This window comes from Arthrobacter sp. CAU 1506 (assembly GCF_005047635.1).
Lineage (GTDB): Bacteria > Actinomycetota > Actinomycetes > Actinomycetales > Micrococcaceae > Crystallibacter.
The window spans coordinates 72797-92273 of sequence record NZ_SUKC01000006.1 but is presented as its reverse complement, the minus strand read 5'-3'; the positions used below and the strand labels follow the sequence as shown (position 1 = coordinate 92273).

Annotated in this window: 21 protein-coding genes; 11 read left to right on the top strand and 10 right to left on the bottom strand. The window is 67.3% G+C overall.

Annotated features, from left to right (window positions below; all coding sequences use genetic code 11):
• Nucleotides 1-29 precede the first annotated feature (29 nt).
• The 4 genes from E4J89_RS08955 to E4J89_RS08940 all read left to right on the top strand — a co-directional run bounded on the left by E4J89_RS08955 (nucleotide 30) and on the right by E4J89_RS08940 (nucleotide 3937).
• A complete protein-coding gene (locus E4J89_RS08955; RefSeq protein WP_240691810.1) occupies nucleotides 30-1580 on the top strand; it encodes a molybdopterin-dependent oxidoreductase in 1551 nt (516 codons plus the stop codon).
• 130 nt (nucleotides 1581-1710) lie between these two features.
• Nucleotides 1711-2400 (top strand): fasciclin domain-containing protein, encoded by a 690-nt coding sequence (locus E4J89_RS08950; RefSeq protein ID WP_136785782.1) that lies wholly within the window; start codon nucleotides 1711-1713, stop codon nucleotides 2398-2400.
• Between the two features lie 167 nt (nucleotides 2401-2567).
• Nucleotides 2568-3149: an ECF RNA polymerase sigma factor SigK gene (gene sigK / locus E4J89_RS08945; RefSeq protein ID WP_136785885.1), complete on the top strand. Its 582-nt coding sequence runs from the start codon at nucleotides 2568-2570 to the stop codon at nucleotides 3147-3149.
• A complete protein-coding gene (locus tag E4J89_RS08940) occupies nucleotides 3149-3937 on the top strand; it encodes an anti-sigma factor (protein WP_136785781.1) in 789 nt (262 codons plus the stop codon). Before sigK ends, E4J89_RS08940 begins: the two co-directional genes overlap by 1 nt.
• Before the next feature lie 167 nt (nucleotides 3938-4104).
• Here the strand turns inward: E4J89_RS08940 and E4J89_RS08935 are convergent, their stop codons facing one another.
• Complete coding sequence (locus E4J89_RS08935; RefSeq protein ID WP_136785780.1) at nucleotides 4105-4335, bottom strand: DUF3073 domain-containing protein; 231 nt, start codon at nucleotides 4333-4335, stop codon at nucleotides 4105-4107.
• Between the two features lie 266 nt (nucleotides 4336-4601).
• Here E4J89_RS08935 and E4J89_RS08930 point away from each other — a divergent pair, with 266 nt between their 5' ends.
• Complete coding sequence (locus E4J89_RS08930; RefSeq protein WP_169303951.1) at nucleotides 4602-5747, top strand: septum formation family protein; 1146 nt, start codon at nucleotides 4602-4604, stop codon at nucleotides 5745-5747.
• A 90-nt stretch (nucleotides 5748-5837) separates the two neighbouring features.
• Here E4J89_RS08930 and clpB read toward each other — a convergent pair whose 3' ends face one another.
• On the bottom strand, nucleotides 5838-8462 hold the full coding sequence (gene clpB / locus E4J89_RS08925; protein ID WP_205754444.1) for an ATP-dependent chaperone ClpB: 2625 nt from the start codon (nucleotides 8460-8462) through the stop codon (nucleotides 5838-5840).
• Between the two features lie 229 nt (nucleotides 8463-8691).
• Here clpB and E4J89_RS08920 point away from each other — a divergent pair, with 229 nt between their 5' ends.
• Together E4J89_RS08920 and E4J89_RS08915 are read left to right on the top strand one after the other, a co-directional pair.
• Nucleotides 8692-9219 carry a GNAT family N-acetyltransferase gene (locus E4J89_RS08920; protein ID WP_136785778.1) on the top strand — a complete coding sequence of 176 codons (528 nt, stop codon included), beginning with the start codon at nucleotides 8692-8694 and terminating at the stop codon, nucleotides 9217-9219.
• Between the two features lie 19 nt (nucleotides 9220-9238).
• Complete coding sequence (locus E4J89_RS08915; RefSeq protein ID WP_136785777.1) at nucleotides 9239-9799, top strand: HutD family protein; 561 nt, start codon at nucleotides 9239-9241, stop codon at nucleotides 9797-9799.
• A 60-nt stretch (nucleotides 9800-9859) separates the two neighbouring features.
• On the opposite strand, the gene E4J89_RS08910 is transcribed toward E4J89_RS08915, so the two are convergent.
• Entirely contained in the window at nucleotides 9860-10423 is a 564-nt protein-coding gene (locus tag E4J89_RS08910; RefSeq protein ID WP_136785776.1) for a YceI family protein, read from the bottom strand.
• Between the two features lie 231 nt (nucleotides 10424-10654).
• Here E4J89_RS08910 and E4J89_RS08905 point away from each other — a divergent pair, with 231 nt between their 5' ends.
• Nucleotides 10655-11125, top strand: a complete 471-nt coding sequence (locus E4J89_RS08905; protein WP_169303950.1) for a pyridoxamine 5'-phosphate oxidase family protein — start codon at nucleotides 10655-10657, stop codon at nucleotides 11123-11125.
• 76 nt (nucleotides 11126-11201) lie between these two features.
• Here the strand turns inward: E4J89_RS08905 and E4J89_RS08900 are convergent, their stop codons facing one another.
• Together E4J89_RS08900 and E4J89_RS08895 are read right to left on the bottom strand one after the other, a co-directional pair.
• Nucleotides 11202-11633, bottom strand: a complete 432-nt coding sequence (locus E4J89_RS08900; protein ID WP_136785775.1) for a YccF domain-containing protein — start codon at nucleotides 11631-11633, stop codon at nucleotides 11202-11204.
• A gap of 242 nt (nucleotides 11634-11875) precedes the next feature.
• Entirely contained in the window at nucleotides 11876-13621 is a 1746-nt protein-coding gene (locus E4J89_RS08895; protein WP_136785774.1) for a DEAD/DEAH box helicase, read from the bottom strand.
• A gap of 238 nt (nucleotides 13622-13859) precedes the next feature.
• Here E4J89_RS08895 and trmB point away from each other — a divergent pair, with 238 nt between their 5' ends.
• Nucleotides 13860-14771 (top strand): tRNA (guanosine(46)-N7)-methyltransferase TrmB, encoded by a 912-nt coding sequence (gene trmB, locus E4J89_RS08890; RefSeq protein WP_136785773.1) that lies wholly within the window; start codon nucleotides 13860-13862, stop codon nucleotides 14769-14771.
• Between the two features lie 22 nt (nucleotides 14772-14793).
• On the opposite strand, the gene E4J89_RS08885 is transcribed toward trmB, so the two are convergent.
• Together E4J89_RS08885 and E4J89_RS08880 are read right to left on the bottom strand one after the other, a co-directional pair.
• A complete protein-coding gene (locus tag E4J89_RS08885) occupies nucleotides 14794-15450 on the bottom strand; it encodes a zf-HC2 domain-containing protein (RefSeq protein ID WP_136785772.1) in 657 nt (218 codons plus the stop codon).
• Nucleotides 15447-15944, bottom strand: coding sequence for a sigma-70 family RNA polymerase sigma factor (locus E4J89_RS08880; RefSeq protein ID WP_136785771.1), 498 nt, complete (start codon nucleotides 15942-15944; stop codon nucleotides 15447-15449). Before E4J89_RS08880 ends, E4J89_RS08885 begins: the two co-directional genes overlap by 4 nt.
• 255 nt (nucleotides 15945-16199) lie before the next feature.
• On the opposite strand from E4J89_RS08880, the gene E4J89_RS08875 reads away from it, so the two are divergent.
• Nucleotides 16200-16745, top strand: a complete 546-nt coding sequence (locus E4J89_RS08875) for a hypothetical protein (RefSeq protein WP_136785770.1) — start codon at nucleotides 16200-16202, stop codon at nucleotides 16743-16745.
• A gap of 187 nt (nucleotides 16746-16932) precedes the next feature.
• Nucleotides 16933-17307, top strand: a complete 375-nt coding sequence (locus tag E4J89_RS08870; protein WP_136785769.1) for a UPF0758 domain-containing protein — start codon at nucleotides 16933-16935, stop codon at nucleotides 17305-17307.
• Here E4J89_RS08870 and E4J89_RS08865 read toward each other — a convergent pair.
• From E4J89_RS08865 to E4J89_RS08855, 3 genes are all read right to left on the bottom strand, one after another.
• A complete protein-coding gene (locus E4J89_RS08865) occupies nucleotides 17237-17656 on the bottom strand; it encodes a MerR family transcriptional regulator (protein WP_136785768.1) in 420 nt (139 codons plus the stop codon). The genes E4J89_RS08870 and E4J89_RS08865 overlap by 71 nt on opposite strands.
• Before the next feature lie 63 nt (nucleotides 17657-17719).
• Complete coding sequence (locus E4J89_RS08860; protein WP_136785767.1) at nucleotides 17720-18685, bottom strand: DnaJ C-terminal domain-containing protein; 966 nt, start codon at nucleotides 18683-18685, stop codon at nucleotides 17720-17722.
• A 127-nt stretch (nucleotides 18686-18812) separates the two neighbouring features.
• Nucleotides 18813-19475, bottom strand: coding sequence for a nucleotide exchange factor GrpE (locus tag E4J89_RS08855; protein ID WP_136785766.1), 663 nt, complete (start codon nucleotides 19473-19475; stop codon nucleotides 18813-18815).
• Between the last annotated feature and the right edge of the window lie 2 nt (nucleotides 19476-19477).

Genomic DNA, 19477 nt, shown 5'->3' with positions numbered 1-19477 from the left:
CGGGCCGGCTCCGGCTCCGAAGACAAGGTGTGAAGACTTTTAGACGACTGCCCCGATCCGTCCTGGCCGCCGCTGCCGGCGTGGTGTCCGCTGGTCTCCTGCTGGGCAGCGCAGAGCTGGTGGGCGTCTGGTTCCGCCCCGCCGCCTCTCCCTTGATCGCTGTGGGAGCGGCGTTCATCGATGTCACGCCGACCTGGCTGAAGAACTTCGCCGTGGACACCTTCGGGACGGCCGACAAAGCCGTTTTGTTGGTGGCCATGGGCGCCGTGACGGCCATTCTGGCGGCGCTGGTCGGACTGCTCGCCCGGCGCCGCTGGCGGGACGGCGCCGCCGCCGTGCTGCTGCTGGGCGGCGTTCTCGCCCTGGCCGTGATCACCCGGTCAGGCGCCGAACTTTTCGACCTGCTGCCGACGGCGGCCGGAACCGTGGCCGGCCTGGCCGCCCTCCGGCTGCTGGTGCACCGGCTGCCGCCACCAGGTGCTGCCAGTGCTTCGGATGCCGATCCGACGCCCTCGCGACGCTCCTTCTTTGCCACCGCTGCCGTCCTCACCGTGGCCGCTGCTGTCTTGGCTGCCAGCGGCTCGGCGCTTAAGGGTGTGCGTGGCGGCATCCAAGAGATCCGCCGTGCCTTGCGTCTGCCAGCTGCGGCGGTCCCTGCCAAAGCCTTGCCGTCGGGCGTGGAGTCACCGGTGCAGGGCGTCGTCCCTTTCATCACGCCAAACGCTGACTTTTATCGGATCGACACGGCGCTGGCGGTTCCACAAGTGGACCCGGCGAGCTGGCAGCTGCGGGTCCACGGGATGGTGGACGAGGAATTTACCCTGTCCTTCCCGGAACTGCTGGAGCTGGACCTCGTCGAGTCGCATGTGACCCTAGCCTGTGTCTCCAACCCGGTGGGCGGCGAGCTGGCGGGAAACGCCCGGTGGCTCGGCTATCCGCTGGCGAAGCTACTGGACCGGGCGCGTCCGCTGTCCGGCGCCGATATGGTGCTGTCGAGAAGCGCCGATGGCTTCAGCGCCTCCACCCCCTTGGAAGCGCTCAGGGACGGCCGGGATGCGCTGCTGGCCGTCGGGATGAACGGCGAGCCGCTGCCCTTGGAACACGGATTTCCGGTCCGAATGGTGGTCCCGGGTCTGTACGGTTTCGTTTCGGCCACCAAATGGGTTGTGGATCTGGAGGTCACCCGCTTCCAGGACAAGACCGCTTACTGGACGGACCGCGGCTGGTCCGATCGCGGGCCGATCAAGACGGCATCGCGGATCGAGGCGCCGCGGCCATTTGCCAGTGTGCCGGCAGGAGATGTGGCAGTGGGCGGCACTGCCTGGGCTCAACAGCGGGGCATTGACCGTGTGGAAATCCAGGTGGACGACGGCCCCTGGCGGGAGGCCGTGCTCGCCGCGGAAGCCAGCATTGACACGTGGCGTCAGTGGTCCTTCAGCTGGCGGGCTGAGCCCGGGCGACACTACCTGCGGGTACGCGCCTACGACTCGGTCGACGGACTGCAGACCCCGGACCGGGCGGACCCGATCCCCAACGGCGCCTCCGGGTGGCATTCCATCTCCGTCACCGTTGAGCCCTGAGCCGCTTGGAAAACTTTTCCTCGATGTCCAATCCGCCGGGCCCGCTCCTCCGAATACACGATGACAGCCCGGAGGTTCCGCCTCCTGGGACAGGGCGGCGGCAGCCGCCAACCCAGTAAGGAGAAATGCCATGTTGAAGAGCACTAGCAGGACGTTTGCAGGACTGGGACTCGTAGCGGCAGCAACCTTGGGACTGGCCGCTTGCGGTGCCTCCGGTGAGTCGGAGGCGCCGGGTGCCGCCAGTGAGGAGACCGGCGGCACCGACTCGATGTCGTCCGAGTCGATGGCGGCTGGGGAATCCGACAGCTCGATGGGAGACCCGATGGCAAATCTGGTTGGATCCGGTTGCGCCGATTACGCCGCGCAGGTTCCCGACGGCGCCGGTTCTGTGGAGGGAATGGCCGCCGATCCTGTGGCTGTCGCCGCCTCTAACAACCCGATCCTGACCCAACTCACGGCAGCTGTCTCCGGCAAGCTTAATCCCGACGTGGACTTGGTCGACACGCTGAACAGCGGAGAATTCACCGTCTTCGCGCCGGTCGATGCGGCGTTTGAGGAGATTCCCGCGGCAACAGTGGAGAAGCTCAAGTCGGACGCGGACATGTTGAGCAGCATCCTCACCTATCACGTGGTGGAGGGCCAGCTAGCCCCGGCGGAGATTGCCGGTGAGCACGCCACGGTGCAGAGCGGATCCGTGGAGGTGACTGGAAGCGGCGATGACTTGATGGTCAACGGCGCCAAGGTGGTGTGCGGCGGCGTCCAGACCGCTAATGCCACCGTGTACCTGATCGACTCGGTGCTGATGCCTCCGGGCAAGTAGCAGCGAGCCCTCCGGTTGGGGGGGGGATGGGGGAAGGTACGACGGCGGCCCACAGCCGCCGTCGTACCTGGGACAAGCAGCCGCTCCGGGCTGCAGCCGGGAATTAAACTGCCGACACAGGAGTCAGGAGGTACACCATGGCCGACGGCCATGAGAACCTTGACCCCATGCGATTGCCATGGCTGCGGTCGGTGGAACCGACCGGACCAGCGACGCATCAGGAACTCATCCGCCGCGTGGCGTTGGGCGACGAAGCCGCTTTTGAGGCCCTGTATGACGCCGTGGCGCCCACCATTTTCGGCCTGGTCCGGCGGGTGGTCCGCGACCCCGCCCAAAGTGAGGAAGTCACCCAGGAAGTCTTCGTGGAAGTCTGGCAACAGGCCGGACGATTCGACGCCGATCGAGGCAAGGCCCTCTCCTGGATTCTGGTGATCGCGCACCGGCGGGCCGTAGATCGGGTCCGCGCCAGCCAGGCCAGCGCCGATCGGGACCTGCGGCAAGGGGTCAAGGAATACCAGGCCAGCTACGACGACGTCGCCGATACGGTGGAACTTCGGCTTGAATCCGAACGGGTAGCCAAGGCGCTTGACACATTGACCGACAACCAGCGCGAAGCCATCAAGCTGGCTTACTATGGCGGCCATACGCACCGGGAGGTCGCCACCATGCTGCATATTCCGGTGGGAACAGTGAAAACGCGGATCCGGGACGGAATGATCCGCTTGAGAGACAAGTTGGGAGTGGCGTGATGGACGAGCAGTTGCATCTACTGACCGGCGCGTACGCCCTCAACGCCCTGAACGACGACGAACGGGCGGCTTTCGAACGCCATGCCTTGTCCAACGAGGACAGCCGGGAGGAGCTCCGAGGCCTGAGCGAGACCGCGGCGATGCTGGCCTACGGGACGCCGGCCGTTGCACCGCCGCCGGAGTTGAAGGACAAAGTGATGGCCTCCATCCGGAACACCCGGCAACTGCCGGTGGATGCCGTCGTGACGGATGTGAATGTCGGACGGAAGTCTCGAGAAACCGGCGCCAGCCCCGGTAAGGCTTCGCCGAAGAGTACGACGGCGGTGCGCTGGCTGGGCGCGGCGGCGGGCATCCTGCTGGTCGCCACGGCTGCCTTGGGCGGCTGGGCCGTGGGCCTGGCGAGCGAGCAGTCCCAGACCGAACAGCACTTGCAGGCGCTCGCCCACCAGCAGGCAGAAGTCCTGTCTGTCCTGATGGCGCCGGATTCGAAGGTGATACCGGGCCGTTTGCCGGATGGTGCGGTGGTCAACATCGCGGTCTCTGCCCAGAGCGGCAAGGCAGCGGTGATCGCCGAAGGCCTCCCAGCCTTGGCGGAGGACCGCGCCTACGAACTGTGGCTGATTTCCGACGAGGGGGCTGTACCTGCAGGACTGATCGCAGCCACCGGGCAGACCAGCATGAACATGCTGGAGGACATTTCCGGTGCGACCCACGTGGGCCTCACGGTTGAGCCAGCAGGAGGGTCACCGCAGCCGACCACCGAGCCGATCTTGTTGCAGGAGCTTTAGGGTCCCGACTACCGCACCGCTGCGTCCCCTCCGGAACCGGTGTCCCCGATTACTGGGACAGATCCGTTGAGGAAGGTGGCGGGGCGCTGCGCGTTAAACCACGCATAGCTCAAGCAGGGCCGGTGCAGATAAATGACGCCCGGCAGCGACGGAGCGCCCGAGGCCGGCTAGCCGACGTTGCGGCTGCCTTCGTCCTCGTCGTCGTCGTACTGATCCGCGTACTTGTCCTCATAACCCGAATAGTCCGGCTCAGGCGGGCTATCGGAGAATGCGTCGGAGGTGTGGCGTTTCGCAGCGCCGAGTTCGCGCTGGAGAGCAGTGAGGTCAGTGGCCGGGCTGTAGTACTTCATGTCCCGGGCTTGCCTGGTTGCTTTTGCCTTCTGACGGCCGCGCCCCATGGCGTGACCCCCTTTGTACGTCGATCCGGAGGTGGTCGCACGGTAAGACGCACGAGGCTCCGGAATAATTGATCAATTCTGTCGTACCTCTAGGGTACATGGTTTTCCACGCTGCTCGTGGCACGGTGGCCAGCGGCCGAGAAGCGGCTCCCCGCCGGCAGGAAACGACAAAATCGTGCCGCACAACGGGATTGTTGGCTAAAGTCATCGTGGACCAGTTCTCCTTTTCTCCCGGAGGACAGCACGCACGGAAGGCAAGTTTCCCCATGAGCGAACAGGACAAGCGGCCTGAGGACCGCGGGAGGCCTTCACCAGAGGGCCCGGAGGATCCCAACGTGCAGGAACCTGACCTCCATGTGAGCGCCGACGACGTCGAACTGGCCGAACCGACCCTGCATGAGGCGCGGATCAGCGACGAAACCGCAGCCGAGGCCGATGTGGCCGTTGCTGCCGCTGAGGCCCAGGCGGTAGAGGAGGAAGCTGAGGCTGCCGGCCGCCTGGTCGGAGGCAACCGCGAGGACGACATCAAAGTCAGCGGCACCGCGCCGGCGGGAGCGGCTGCGGGCGACCAGGACCGGCTGGACAGCGTTGAGTCGATCCAGGACGCGGCGATCCCGGACGCGCACTCACCGGAGCCCTGGCCGACGTCCACAGCCGCCCCGGCGTCGCCTGCCGCCCCGTCGTCGCCCGCGGTGTCACCGACGTCGCCCGTGCTCCCGCCGTCGGACTGGGAATCCGCACCGGCGAGTACCGACGGTTCCGCACCGGAAAAGAAGTGGTATTCCACCCCCGACGGCGGCACGGCCCCAAGCACTGACAACGACGGCGGCCTGCCCCCAGGCAGTGCCGACGACGGCGCAACTGAGGATTCGGCTGCCGGCTCGGGCCGGAACATCGATTGGAAGCCGCTGGTCATTATCGGCGCGGTGGTCATTGTAGCCATCGTGATCATCGCCTTGATCGTTTCCAGCCTGACCAACAGTTCACCGGCCGGCGGTGCGGCCAGCCCGTCGTCGTCGCAGAGCAAAGCTGAGACAGCCAACGCCGACGGCGTGATCGCCGAGGATGTCTCGCCGTTCGACTTCCAGCAGGGCCAATGCTTCACCGATTTCGAGGCCGTCATGCGTGACGCCACCGTGGTCACCTGCGACACCCCGCACACGGCGCAGCTGGTCGGAACGTTCTCCTATGGCGCCGATGAAGAATTCCCGGGTGCCGACAAACTGAACTTGAAGGCACAGGAGGTCTGCACCGCCGTCGTCCTCAACGACTCCGCGGCCGACCAGCCGGAGCTGAAGGACTCCTACGGGATGCCGTCCAAGGAAACCTGGGCCCAGGGCGACCGCAGGATCGACTGCTTCAAGATCGCCGATGAAGGCGAGGAGATCACCAGCACGCTGGTGGGCCAGTAAGGCCGCCGACGCAAACAGTCCGGCGACCACCGCTCACGCGGCGTCGCCGGACTGTTGTGTTCCGCCGGGCTTTCTATCTCCGGCAGGCGGTTAGCCGTTGCGGACCGCACCTACCTTTGCCTGCACGGTGAGGCCGCCTGCCCCGGCCGCGGCGTCGATTTCCGGGGCATCCACCAGCACGGTGTCGCCGTCGCTGATCTCGCCGGCCAGCAGGCCCCGGGCCAGTTTGTCGCCGATCTCGCGCTGCACCAGCCGGCGCAGCGGCCGGGCGCCGAAGGCCGGATCGAAGCCGGCCAGCGCCAGCCATTCCCGAGCCGCGTCCGTGACCTCCAGCACCAGCCGGCGGTCGGCCAGCCGGGCCGCGAGCGAGGCCACCTGCAGGTCCACGATCCGGGACAGCTCCTCGATGCTCAGCGGATCGAAGATGATCACGTCATCCAGCCGGTTGAGGAACTCGGGCTTGAAACTGGCGTGCACCACGTTCAGGACGGCTTCGCGCTTCTTCTCCTGGTCCATGGACTGGTCCACCAGGAACTGCGAGCCCAGGTTGGAGGTCAGCACCAGGATCACGTTGCGGAAGTCCACCGTGCGGCCCTGCCCGTCGGTGAGGCGTCCGTCGTCGAGCACCTGCAGCAGGATGTCGAAGGCCTCGGGATGGGCCTTCTCCACCTCATCCAGCAGGACTACCGAGTACGGCCGACGGCGCACGGCCTCGGTGAGCTGGCCGCCCTCCTCGTAGCCCACGTAGCCGGGCGGGGCACCGACCAGTCGGGACACGGAATGTTTCTCCGAATACTCGCTCATGTCGATCCGGACCATGGCGCGTTCGTCGTCGAACAGGAAGTCCGCCAGCGCCTTGGCCAGTTCCGTCTTGCCGACGCCGGTGGGGCCCAGGAAGAGGAACGAGCCGGTGGGCCGGTCGGGGTCGCTGATGCCGGCACGGGCACGCCGCACCGCGTCGGACACCGAGGCCACCGCCTTGCTCTGGCCGATCAGCCGGGAGCCGATGAATTCCTCCATGTGCAGCAGCTTCTGGCTTTCGCCCTGCAGCATGCGTCCGGCCGGGATGCCGGTCCACGCGGAGATGACCTCGGCAATATCGTCCGCTGTCACCTCCTCGGAGACCATCAGGTCGCGGTCGGCTCCGCCCTGCGCTTCGGCGGCCTGCGCAGTGGCTAATTCCTTCTCCAGCGTCGGGATCTCGCCGTACAGGATCCGGGAAGCCTCCGCCAGGTCGCCCTCGCGCTGGGACTTGTCCGCCTGCGAGCGCAGCTCGTCCAGCTTGGCCTTCAGGTCGCCCACCCGGTTCAGCCCGGCCTTTTCCGCTTCCCAGCGGGAGTTGAGGCCGGCCAGCTGCTCCTTCTTGTCCGCCATGTCGGCGCGCAGCGCTTCCAGCCGGTCCCGCGAGGCCGCATCCGTTTCATTGGCCAGCGCCAGCTCTTCCATGGTGAGCCGGTCGACGGCGCGGCGCAGCTGGTCAATCTCCTCGGGCGCGGAGTCGATTTCCATCCGCAACCGCGAGGCGGCCTCGTCCACCAGGTCGATGGCCTTGTCCGGCAGCTGCCGGCCGGAGATGTACCGGTTGGAGAGGGTCGCGGCGGCCACCAGCGCCGAGTCGCCGATGGAGACCTTGTGGTGCGCCTCGTAGCGTTCCTTGAGCCCGCGCAGGATGCCGATGGTGTCCTCCACACTCGGCTCGCCCACGTAGACCTGCTGGAAGCGGCGCTCCAGCGCCGGGTCCTTCTCGATGTTTTCGCGGTACTCGTCCAGCGTGGTGGCGCCGATCAGCCTGAGCTCGCCGCGGGCCAGCATCGGCTTGAGCATATTGCCGGCGTCCATCGAACCTTCGGACGCCCCCGCACCGACCACGGTGTGGATCTCGTCGATGAAGGTGACAATCTGTCCGTCGGAGTTCTTGATCTCCTCCAGCACGGCCTTCAGCCGCTCCTCGAACTCGCCGCGGTACTTGGCGCCGGCCACCATGGCGGCGAGGTCCAGCGACATCAGCGTCTTGCCGCGCAGCGATTCGGGCACATCGCCGGCCACCATCCGCTGCGCGAGCCCCTCCACCACCGCGGTTTTGCCGACGCCGGGCTCGCCGATCAGCACCGGATTGTTCTTGGTCCGGCGCGAGAGCACCTGGACCACGCGGCGGATTTCCGAGTCGCGGCCGATCACCGGATCCAACTTGCCGGAGCGCGCTATGGCGGTCAGGTCGGTGCCGAATTTCTCCAGCGCCTGGAAGGTATTCTCGGGGTCCGCGCTGTTGACCTTCCGGTCTCCGCGGACGCCCGGCAGCGCGGCGAGCAGCGCCTCATGCGAGGCGCCGGCGTCCCGCAGGATCTTACCGACGGCGGAGCTGTCCGCCGAGAGCCCCAGCAGCAGGTGCTCGGTGGAGACATAGGTATCCCCCAGTTGCTCCGCCTCCTGCTGGGCCGCTTGGACCGCTTGGAGCAGCCCCCGGGAATACTGGGCCTGCGCTACCGAAGATCCCGACGACGACGGCAGCGCCTTGATCGCGGTACTCGCCTGCACGCTCACCGAGTCCGGGTCCGCGCCGGCCGACTTCAGCACGGCCACGGCCACGCCGTCGCGCTGGTCCATCAGGGCCTTGAGCAGGTGGGCTGGTTCGATCTGAGGATTGCCAGCCGTTGACGCATTCATGGCAGCAGCCGACAGCGCCTCTTGGCTCTTGGTGGTGAATTTAGCGTCCAACGCTCATCTCCCTTTCACTCCCTGATGGATCTGGCCAGCCGCAGTAGTACTGGTCGAAATAACTAACTTGAGTCTAGTCAACTCAACTTTCAAAGTAAAGTTATCCACAGGCTGCTGCGCCCGTTGACTCTTACTATCCTGTCGCTACCATGGGCTGCCCGGAAGGGCTTCGGACGCCTAGGCTGTAGGCGGGACGTGCTCAAACATCCAGAACCGAGGTGGGCGGTCAATGGAAACGATGCTGGAAACGGCCCGGCTGCTGCTGAACCAGCCGACCCCGGGAGACATCGACGCCATGTTCCGCATCCTCTCCGACCGGCGCACCACGCGCTTCAACCCGTCGGACGCGCTGCAATGGAACGAGGAAGCCGACGGCCTCTTCCAGCGCTGGGAAGCCCAGTGGGAAAACTACGGGGTGGGCTATTTTGCGGTCCGCCTGCCCGGCCGCGAAGAGGCCATCGGCTTCGCCGGGGTCAGGCATGTATCGCTGTCCGGCCGGCCGGTGCTGAACCTCTATTTCCGCTTCGACGCGGCCGTGTGGCACCGCGGCTACGGACGCGAGGCGGTGGGCGCCGTCGTCGTCCACGTCAACGAGTTCCTGGAGTTACCGCCGATCCTAGCGCTGGTGCATCCGGACAACACCGCGCCCCTCCGCATCGTCAGGTCGCTGGGATTCGAACGCAACGAGACGACGGCGATCAGCGGCCCGGACGGCTACCAGGACGCATATGTGCTGAACTGGAACCGGCAGCTATAACATCCGGACAAGGAGCCCCATGGACATCATCCCTGCAGCGTCGCTGAAGGAACAGCGGTGGCGGAACGGCGGCGGTGTGACCCGGGAGGTAGCGGCCGGCGCCGCGGGCGCCGACGGGCTCCCGGCATGGCGGCTGAGCCTGGCGGACGTCGGTTCGGACGGCAGCTTTTCCGAATTCCCCGGCATGGACCGGATTTTCACCGTAGTGGACGGCGACGTCGCCTTCCTGACCGTGGACGGCACGCAGCACCAGATGGAACGGTTCCGGCCATTCCGGTTCGACGGCGGCAGCAGCGCCGAATGCAGCCTGCCCACCGGACCGTGCCGGGCACTGAATGTCATGGCGCGCCGCGGGGCCTGGGGCGCGGGACTGTTGATCGTTGAACTGTCCAAGAAGCAACTGCTGACGGTCGCCGACGGCCAGTTCCTGATGCTGTTGCAGGGCCAGGCGCAGGCGTCCGCGGACGGCAGCCTGCACCCGCTGGACACCTACGACACCGTGGTCGGCTCAGCTGTTCCCGCGGAGGTCAGCGGGCGCGGGTTCGCTGCCCTGATTTCGGTGTACCAGGCCGAGGACTGAGCGCGGCTCGCCGTCTCTTGCCGCCGGGGCCCTTACTGCCGGGCCCTACTGCCGGGGCCCCTACTGCCGGGTGGATTCCACCTTGACGGCGGAGACTTCGAATTCCAGCATCACGCGGTCTGAGACCAGCATGCCGCCCGAATCCAGGGCAGTGTTCCACTTGACGCCGAACTCCTGGCGGTCGATGCGTCGGGAACCTTCGAAGCCTGCGCGCAACTGTCCGCCAGGGTCGCGTTCCACGCCGATAAAGTCGATCGGCACCGCCACCTGCTTGGTGACGCCGCGGATGGTGAGGTCACCGTTGACAATGAAGTTGCCGGCCTCCACCTGGTCGATTCGCGTGCTGACGAACGTGATCTCCGGGTAGTTGGGCGCGTCAAAGAAATCGTTCGTCCGCAGGTGCTCGTCCCGCTGCGGGCTGCGGGTATCGATGCTGGCGACCTTGATGCTGAGCCTGACCGAGGAATTGGCCGGGTTATCCACGTCGGCGTGGATGACACCCTCGATGTCGTTGAACGCCCCCCGGACTTTGGTCACCATGGCGTGGCGGGTCGAAAAGCCGATGCGCGTATGCGCCGGATCGAACCGCCACTCGCCGGACAAATCCGAAGTTAGTTCGGACATGGCAGAGCCTCCTCCTCATGGGCACAGGCGCTGTCTCCCCCACTGACAGATCGATGCGTCTGGCCGTCCCCTTCAGCCGCGTGCGGCTCGTGTGGTAATTCCAACACATAATGGGGAGCATTGCACCACATTGGCCGTGAATTTCCGAGCCGCGTCTCCGACGGCAAATCCGCGCTGGCCCCACTGAGGCCACCCCTGTCCCGGCCCGCCGGGGACCAATACACTGATGCCATGACCACCGCGAACGAGATGCCGTCTTCAACCACCCAGTTGCCGGCGGACGATTGCTGGAAGTTGTTCCGCAGCGCCGACTTTGGCCGACTGGGAGTCATTGTCGAGTCCCATCCGGAGATCTTTCCGGTCAACTACGTGGTAGACCACGGAAGCCTGGTGTTCCGCTCCGCCCCGGGCACCAAGCTGGACGCCGCCCTGGCCAACGAGGTGGTGATGGAGGTCGACGGCTTCAATCCGGACACCAGCGTGGCATGGAGCGTGGTGGCGCGGGGCAGCGCCCAGCGGATGATCAGCATCGACGACGTGCTGGAATCGGCCATGCTGCCGCTGTTCCCCTGGCAGTCCGGTGAGAAGAACAATTTCGTGCGCATCGTCCCCACGATCGTGACTGGACGGCGTTTTGTGGTGCCGGCGTCAGCCCGCCGCGGACCCGGACTCAGCGACAGCCACCGGCTCCGGATCGAATAGCGCCCGAGCTAGACCGGCGGGCTTATCACACGGCCGCCGGTTTGGATGGCGCGCCTTGCGGCCGAGCCAGGAGCTCTTAGCGCCAGGTAGCGGAGCCCGGCTGGTAGCCGGCAACATAACCGCGGAACATTCGGTCGGTGGACACGATCTCTTTGCCCAACGGAGTGAGGGACACCGGGATCATTTTGATGTTCGCAATGGCCAGCGGAATCCCGATGATGGTGATGGCCTGCGCGATAGCGGTCAGCACGTGCCCGATCGCGATCCAGATGCCGGCCACCAGGATCCAGATGATGTTTCCCACCGTGGACAGGAAGTAGGTGCGTCCGCCGCGGTCCACCACCATCCGTCCGAACGGCCACAGTGCGTAGCCCGCGATCCGGAACGAGGCGATGCCAAACGGGATCGTCACGATCAACAGGCAGCACACGATGCCGGCCAGGAAATATCCCAGGGCGAGCCAGATGCCGCCGAAGAGCAGCCAGATGATGTTCAGAAGGGCCTTCATCCCTCCATTCTGGCCCGTCGGCGCCGTCGACCGCTATGCGGGTCGGCCCTGAATTGCCCCTGAACCTGACGGCAGCGCATGTCCTGGTACCCATTTCCCGGTGGAAGACGGCGCGAAGGCCGCAGGGCGCCCCGTCCAGATGGAGGGTCACCCTGCGGCCTTCGTCAGTCCGGGGTCCGGAGCCGGAACCGGATGTGGCTAGCCGGCTGCGGCTAGCTCCGGCCTGGCTAGCTCCGGCCTGGCTAGCTGGTCCGGCGCTTCTCCTGCGATGCCGGAGCCGTGGCACGGCGCGGTCCCCGCCGGGCCGGGCGCTCGGCGGCCGGTGTTTCCGAGCGGTAGACCGGACGGGTGCCGCCGGCGGAGCGCTGTGAACCTCCCGCGGAGCGCGCGGCGCCGCCGGAGCGCTGTGCGCCGCCGGAACGGCCAGCGCCGGAGCGTGCTGCGCCCGAGCCGGTGCGGCCGCCTGCCGAGGCGGCGGACTGGCGCCCGGCCGAAGCCGAAGTGCCGGAGCTGCTCCGGTGGCTGCCGTGGCTGGGGGCCGCGACGTCCTGGGAGCGGCCGCCCCGGGCCTCTCCGCGCGACGGCTGCCGCTGCCCGGAGTCCGGCCGGCCGCCGCGGGCGGCACCGGCCTGCTGGCGGCTGTCCCCGGTGCGGGGTCCGCCGCTGCGGGAGCCGGCGTTGCGGGGGGCGGCGTTGCCGCGGCCACCACCGGTCCGCAGGGCCCGCTTGCGCTGGGCGTTGGCGCCGGTAGAGGTACCGCCGCCGCGCTGCGGCAGCTTCGCCGCCTGCTGCTGGGCGCGCAACTGCGGATCCACCGGTGCGGCGACCTCGCCCACCAGGTTCACCAGCAGTTCGGAGGAAGCGGTGACATTCTCGAAGGCCACGTCCACTCCGGCGGCCTTCATCAGCTTGCCGACCTCGAGACGCTGTTCGGGCAGCGCCAGGGTCACCACCGTGCCGTCGGATCCGGCGCGGGCGGTGCGGCCGGAGCGGTGCAGGTACGCCTTGTGCTCGGTGGGCGGGTCCACGTGGATCACCAGTTCCACCTCGTCCACGTGCACGCCGCGGGCCGCCACGTCGGTGGCCACCAGCACGCGGACATCGCCGGAGGAGAACTCCGCCAGGTTGCGGTCGCGGGCGTTCTGCGACAGGTTGCCGTGCAGGTCCACCGCAGGGATGCCGGCGGCCGTCAGCGCCTTGGCCAGCTTGCGGGCGTGGTGCTTGGTGCGGGTGAACAGCACGCGGCGGCCGGTGCCGGACGCCAGCTTGTTGAGCACCTGCTTCTTTTCCGAAGCGTCGCGCGTCACCAGTACGTGGTGCTCCATGGTGGTGACCGCGGCCTGCGGGTCGTCGACGGAGTGCGTCAGCGGGCTGGACAGGTAGCGCTGCACCAGCTTGTCCACGCCGTTGTCCAGCGTGGCGGAGAACAGCAGCCGCTGGCCGCCGGCCGGCGTGGTGTCCAGCAGCTTCTTCACCACGGGCAGGAAGCCCAGGTCGGCCATGTGGTCGGCCTCATCCAGCACGGTGATTTCCACCGATTCCAGCGTGATGATCTTCTGCTTCATCAGGTCTTCGAGCCGGCCCGGGCAGGCAATCACAATGTCGATGCCGCCGCGCAGCGCCTTTTCCTGGCGCTGCTGCGAGACGCCGCCGTAAATCACCGTGGTGTTCAGGCCCAGCTCGGCAGCCAGCGGCTCGATGGTGTTGTTGATCTGCGTGGCCAGTTCACGCGTGGGCGCCAGCACCAGGCCCAGCGGGCGGCCCGGCTTGCGGAAATGGGCGGCTTCGCGCTCGGCCAGCCGTGCCACCAGCGGCAGTGCGAAGGCCAGGGTCTTGCCGGAGCCCGTGCGGCCGCGGCCCAGCACGTCACGGCCGGCCAGCGTATCGGGCAGCGTCTCGGCCTGGATGGGGAACGGGGCTTCAATGCCGTCGGCAGCGAGCTTCGCAGCGAGGGGCTTGGGCACGCCAAGGGCAGCAAAAGTAGTCATAGTAAAGTGCAAATGTCTTCCGGTCAGTGTCCCCGCGGCAGGTTAGCCCAGGGTCGCCGAAGAAAAATCAGACAGTGCCAACCGCCCCGGATCAGCCCGGTCACGTCGTCAGACGGAAAAGCGGCGGTGCAAATGAAAGCGTTCATCGACGCAGGAAAACGCGTCGATTGCGTTTTCGAGTACCTCCAGTCTAACAGCAGGGCCGGGCCGCACCCGCACAGCCGATACGCTGGTAGGGATGACCAGCAACTCCACCACCCCTGAATCTTCCGCGTACGACGACGGTGCGCGCCGCACGCCGCCCGTCCATCTCGCCCAGCCCGTCAGCTTTGTGCGCCGCGGCTCGCGGCTGCAGGGCCGCCGCCAGCAGGCCTGGGACGACTACGCCCCGAAGTTCGCCGTCGACCTCCCGCGGGACGGCGGCGACACCACGGTGGACCCGGACTACGTCTTCGATCCGGAATCAGCCTTTGGGCGCTCGGCCCCGCTGGTGGTGGAGATTGGCTCCGGCCTGGGCGAAGCCGTGTGTCACGCCGCCGAACAGGATCCGGACCGGAACTTCCTCGCCTTGGAGGTCTACCGTCCCGGACTGGCGCAAACCCTGCTGCGGATCGGCCAGCGCGGCTTGGCCAATGTCCGTGTCGCCCAGGTGAACGCCCCGGAGGCCCTGGCCACCATGCTGCCCGAGGCCTCGCTCGCCGAGCTCTGGGTGTTCTTCCCCGACCCGTGGCACAAGACCCGTCACCACAAGCGCCGGCTGGTACAGGACAGCTTTGCGGAGCTGGCAGCCCGCGTGCTGCAGCCGGGCGGAATCTGGCGGTTGGCCACCGACTGGTCCGATTACGCAATCCAGATGCGCCGGGTCGCCGATGCGTCGCCGCACTTCAGCAATCTGCACGCCGGCGAGCGCACCGGCGCCGGCAGCCCCTTGACCCAGGTCTGGGAAAGCGGCGTCGAAGGGGTTGTGGGCGGTGCGCCGGTGCGTGAGGGCAAGGTCCCGGTCAGCACCGGCAACGCCAGCACCGGCGAAGGCATGGACGATCTTGGCGGCTGGGCACCCCGCTTCGCCGGCAGGACCATGACCAGCTTCGAGCAGAAGGCGCACGACGCGGGGCGGATGATCTTCGACCTCGCCTACCGCAGGAACTGATCCATCCCGGCCCCGGCAGGGCTTAGTTGGTGGCCACCGCCGCCAGCGTAGTGTCCGCGTCGTGGCGCAGTTCCACCTGGGCGATCTGGTCCGTGTCCATGGCGCAGGCCGCGGTGAGGGTGGCACGGCCGGCCGGAGTGGCCTGCCAGGATGCCACCTGGTAGGTGTAGCCTGACTTATCCGTCACCCACAGGGTGAGGATGCCGTCCTCGGGCAGCTTCTCCCCCGCCACGGCCATCTCCGTCCCCCAGGTCTTGTGCACCAGGGCCACGTCAACCTGCAGGCCGCCGCTGGCCGTCATGGTGTAGGTATCCGACGGCGGTTGCTGCTGCTGGGCCAGCAGTGGCCCGACCGATGCCCCGGCCACCAGGCACACCCCCGCCACTGCCGCCACCAGCCCGGTCCACCGGCGTCGTTCTTTCCTGCGCCGCAGGGCCAGTTCATCGACCAGTTCGCGGGTGCGTTCCTCGAGCTCATGCGGCGGCGGGGTTTCCAAGTCCAGCGCCACGCTGCGCGGCAGCGCGTCCAGCAGATCCGGCAGCGACTCCAATTCGGCTGCTTCACGCCGGCAGTCCGGGCAGCCCGCCAGATGCTCTTCGAAGGCCGCCCGTTCATGGCGATCCAGCCCGCCCAGAATATAGAGGCCAAGCAGTTGGTGCTGTTCCTCGCTGGTGTTCACGGCTGACCCACCCCCATCTCGTCCAGTACCGACCGCAGGGCCTTCGCCGCGTAAAACGCCCGCGACTTCACCGTGCCCAGCGGAATGCCCAGCGACTGTGCGGCCTCAGCGGCTGTGAGCCGCTGGTAATGCAGGGCCACAACGATGTTGCGGTGGTCCGCGCTGATCCGTGCCAGGGCTTCCTCCATGACCACGCGCAGCAACAGCCGGTCAAACTGGTCTTCTTCAATGGCCGGCTCGTCCTCGCCCAGTTCGGCCTCTTCCGGCCGCCGGCTGCGGCGCCGGTAACCGTCGATGATGACGTGCCGGGCGGTCTGGTACAGGTAGCCGCGCATGTTCTCCGTTTCCGGGCCGCGTTTCCACACCCGCAGGATCGTTTCCTGGACAACGTCCTCCACCTGGTCCGCGTTGGAAGTGGCGGCGCGCACGAACCGCCGCAGCGCCGTGGCGTGCTCGCGGTAGAGGCGGGCCACAGCCTCGTCATCAAGTGACACGGCCGCCTCCTCCCTGGGTGGGAACCGTCCTGTGTACTGCCCGTGGCCGGGTGGCCGGCGCGGTCCAGACTTCTTCTATCCAGTACGACGACGGCGGCGGCCTACCGGTTCATCCGTCCCGCAAACATCGGTGCGAAATTTCCGACGGCCCGACGTTGAACCATTGTGGGCGCGTGCGTCGTCTTTGCCAATAGCGGGTCGCGCCCCGCGGCACCGCGCTCCGGGCAGCACCGGGGAGACGGCAAAGGAACCCTCATGAAAATCACACAGACAGCCCGGGCCGCCCTGCTGGCCGCTGGCATGCTGGTCCTGGCCGGTTGCGGCGGCAGTTCCGGCACCGAACAGCCCGCCGCCACCCAGGCGCCGCCGGCGAGCGAATCCGGCATGGCTTCGGAATCGACGTCCCCGCAGATGTCGGAGAGCGGGCAGGCCGGCAGCGATATGGCCGGCGCTGCCAGTACGCTGGCCACCGCGAAGACCAATCTCGGCACCATCGTCGTGGACGGCAAGGGAATGACCGTTTACTACTTCACCAAAGATGTTCCCAACTCGGGCAAGAGCGCCTGCACCGGCGATTGCCTGGCCGCGTGGCCGCCGGTACTGGCCGAGACCGAGCCGAAGCTCGACGGGGTCACCGCCAAGGTGGGGCTCATCGACACTCCCGACGGGAAGAAGCAGGTCACGCTCAACGGCATGCCGATCTACTACTGGGCCCAGGACAAGGCCCCCGGCGACACCACCGGGCAGGACGTGAACGAGGTCTGGTACGTGGTTGCCCCCAACGGAGACATGATCAAATAACCAGCGCCGCCATCCGCCCGCAGCTGCCCGGACGGGGACCGGGTGGTTGCGGGTTCTGCCTGGCCCGTTCAGTACTGCCCACTCCGGCTGGGGACTCGGCCTCCACAGAGGTGGTCGCGGCATCCTCCGCGCACATCGGCCCGACTCCGGCCTGCGGCCGGCGAGGGCGGGGTTCTAGCGTGAAGCCATGAACAGCCATACCAGCATTGCCGAGATGCCCGAAGAAGACCGGCCGCGCGAGCGCCTTGCCCGATTCGGAATGCGCCGGCTGCGCGATGCGGAAGTCATGGCCCTGGTGGTCGGCTCCGGATCGCGCACCGCCAGCAGCGTTGAACTGGCGCAGGCGGTCCTGAAAAAGCTGGGAGGTCCGGCCGGGCTGCGGCACGCCACAGTCGAGGAACTGCTGGCTGTCCCGGGCGTGGGCGGAGCGCTGGCCTCCCGGATTGCCGGCGCCATGGAGCTGGCACGGCGGGCGGCGGCCCGTGAAGGGATCAACGCTGCGGGCGCCACACCATCAGTGCCTGGCTGCGCGGACGCGGCCGTTGGCCGCGGACCAGGCTGACCACGTCTCCGGCCAGCCCCGCGGCGAACACGCGGCTGGAATCGGCACGGCGCTGTCGGGACACCAGTTCCTCGGACAGTTCCCGGACCTGGGCCTGCAGGGCAGCGACCTCATTCTGCAGTTGCAGGATCCGCTTGATCCCTTCCAGCGATACACCTTCCTGGGACAACCGCTGGACTTCGCGCAGCGTGTTGACGTCCTGCTGCGAATAGCGGCGCTGGCGGCCGCGCTGACGCGACGGGGAGACCAGGCCGAGGCGGTCGTACTGGCGCAGGGTCTGCGGGTGCATGTCAGCCAGTTCGGCGGCCACGGAAATCACGAAAATCGGCGCATTCATATCTATACCCATGGTGCTCTCCCTCCTGCGCTGCGCGCTTTTACCGCCCGGTCTTTCCGGTCTAAACCCGGCCCGCTACAACCGCGCCTTGGCGGCAAGGTTGCCGCGCGGGTCTGAGCCTGCTGTCGCCGCCGCGAAGGCGTTGACCGCTTCTTCTGCTTCCTTGCCAAGGTTCTGCGGGACCACCACATCGATGGTGACCAGCAGGTCGCCGGTGTTTTTCGAGGTCTTCACTCCGCGCCCCTTCACGCGCAGCGTCCGGCCGGAGGGCGTTCCGGCCGGCACCTTGACCTTGACGAATTCACCGGCCAGCGTCGGCACTTCGATCTGTGCTCCCAGGGCGGCCTCCGGGAAGGTTACCGGGACGTGGATCCGGATGTTGTCGCCGTCGCGCTGGAAAAAGGGGTGTGGCTTGACGTTGACGGTCACCATCAGGTCGCCGGAGCCGGCCGGACCCGGCTGGCCCTTGCCGCGGACGCGGACCTTCTGCCCGTCCTTGATGCCGGCGGGGATCCGCACATCGATGACCTCGCCGCTGGGCTCGCGCAACCCGATGGTGGTGCCGTTGATCGAACCGGCAAAGGAGATGCTGGTGCTCGCGGTGCGGTCCGTGCCCTTGCGCGGCGGCTGCTGCTGGTAGCCACCGAAACCGCCGAACAGGTCGGCAAACTCCGGCGGCACGTTGCCGGAGGAACTGGTCCGGGTGCGCGAACCTTGGCCAAACAGGTTGCCGAAGATGTCCTCGAAGCCGCCGGCACCGGGCCCGCCGGCAGCGCCCGGCCCGCCGGCGCTGAAGCGGGCGCCGCTGCCCATCGCCCGGATCGCGTCGTATTGCTCGCGTTCCTCCGGGTCCGACAGGACGGAGTATGCCTCGGAGACATCCTTGAACTTCTTCTCCGACGCAGCGTCGCCCGAATTGGTGTCCGGGTGGTACGTCCGGGCGAGTTTTCGGTAGGCCTTCTTGATGTCGGCGTCGGACGCATCTTTGGAGACACCGAGGATCTTGTAGAAGTCTTTCTCGACCCAGTCCTGGCTAGCCATGCAAGCGCCTCCTTTCAGTTTCACAAAGTCTATGGGCCTTCCGGCCCGGACGATGACGGGTTGGCTTCCGGCGGACCGGAAACCAACCCGTCATCTGTTCTGTCGCGTCACGGCACCCCCGCGGGTGTCATTCAGCCGGTACTGCCACCACTACCTGGGCGGCGCGCAGCACGCGGTCACCGGACTTGTAGCCCAGACGCAGGATCTGGCTGACCGAGTCCACCTCCACGTTGGCGTCGGGCTGCTGCATCAGGGCCTCGTGGATGTTCGGGTCGAACTCCACGCCGGTCTCCTCGATGCGGGTCAGGCCGTAGGTCTTGAGCACGCCGTCCAGCTTGGTGGCAATGGCAGCGAACGGGCCGTCGGCCAGGTCGCCGTGCTGGCGTGCCGCGTCGATGTCATCCAGGACCGGAAGCAGCGAGTTCATCACGCCGATGACCGCCATTTCCCCGGCGACCGCACGGTCGCGTTCCACCCGCTTGCGGTAGTTCACGTACTCGGCCTGCAGCCGGAGCAGATCGTTCCTGAGCTCCTCGGCTTCCTGCGACGTGGTGCCCTGGGCCACGGACTCCCCCGCCGGGACCTCGGCCCCGTTGAGAATCTCCTCCGCCTGGGCCAGCGCGTCCGCGTCGGCACCGGCTGCGGGAGCAGTTCCCGCGGCCTGGTCCGCCGTGCCGTCGCCGCTACCGGCAGCAGCTCCGCGGACCTTGCCGGTCTCCGGATCGATCTTGCGGTTGTCGCGGAAGTTCACCGGCTCTGACTGGTGTTCCTCTTCGTTACCGTTGGCCATGG

Coding starts and splice junctions, on each gene's coding strand:
- E4J89_RS08950 (WP_136785782.1), top strand. CDS start 1,711: ATGTTGAAGAGCACTAGCAGGACGTTTGCAGGACTGGGACTCGTAGCG.
- sigK (WP_136785885.1), top strand. CDS start 2,568: ATGCGATTGCCATGGCTGCGGTCGGTGGAACCGACCGGACCAGCGACG.
- E4J89_RS08940 (WP_136785781.1), top strand. CDS start 3,149: ATGGACGAGCAGTTGCATCTACTGACCGGCGCGTACGCCCTCAACGCC.
- E4J89_RS08935 (WP_136785780.1), bottom strand. CDS start 4,335: ATGGGGCGCGGCCGTCAGAAGGCAAAAGCAACCAGGCAAGCCCGGGAC.
- E4J89_RS08930 (WP_169303951.1), top strand. CDS start 4,602: ATGAGCGAACAGGACAAGCGGCCTGAGGACCGCGGGAGGCCTTCACCA.
- E4J89_RS08920 (WP_136785778.1), top strand. CDS start 8,692: ATGGAAACGATGCTGGAAACGGCCCGGCTGCTGCTGAACCAGCCGACC.
- E4J89_RS08915 (WP_136785777.1), top strand. CDS start 9,239: ATGGACATCATCCCTGCAGCGTCGCTGAAGGAACAGCGGTGGCGGAAC.
- E4J89_RS08910 (WP_136785776.1), bottom strand. CDS start 10,423: ATGTCCGAACTAACTTCGGATTTGTCCGGCGAGTGGCGGTTCGATCCG.
- E4J89_RS08905 (WP_169303950.1), top strand. CDS start 10,655: ATGACCACCGCGAACGAGATGCCGTCTTCAACCACCCAGTTGCCGGCG.
- E4J89_RS08900 (WP_136785775.1), bottom strand. CDS start 11,633: ATGAAGGCCCTTCTGAACATCATCTGGCTGCTCTTCGGCGGCATCTGG.
- E4J89_RS08895 (WP_136785774.1), bottom strand. CDS start 13,621: ATGACTACTTTTGCTGCCCTTGGCGTGCCCAAGCCCCTCGCTGCGAAG.
- trmB (WP_136785773.1), top strand. CDS start 13,860: ATGACCAGCAACTCCACCACCCCTGAATCTTCCGCGTACGACGACGGT.
- E4J89_RS08875 (WP_136785770.1), top strand. CDS start 16,200: ATGAAAATCACACAGACAGCCCGGGCCGCCCTGCTGGCCGCTGGCATG.
- E4J89_RS08870 (WP_136785769.1), top strand. CDS start 16,933: ATGAACAGCCATACCAGCATTGCCGAGATGCCCGAAGAAGACCGGCCG.
- E4J89_RS08865 (WP_136785768.1), bottom strand. CDS start 17,656: ATGGGTATAGATATGAATGCGCCGATTTTCGTGATTTCCGTGGCCGCC.
- E4J89_RS08860 (WP_136785767.1), bottom strand. CDS start 18,685: ATGGCTAGCCAGGACTGGGTCGAGAAAGACTTCTACAAGATCCTCGGT.
- E4J89_RS08855 (WP_136785766.1), bottom strand. CDS start 19,475: ATGGCCAACGGTAACGAAGAGGAACACCAGTCAGAGCCGGTGAACTTC.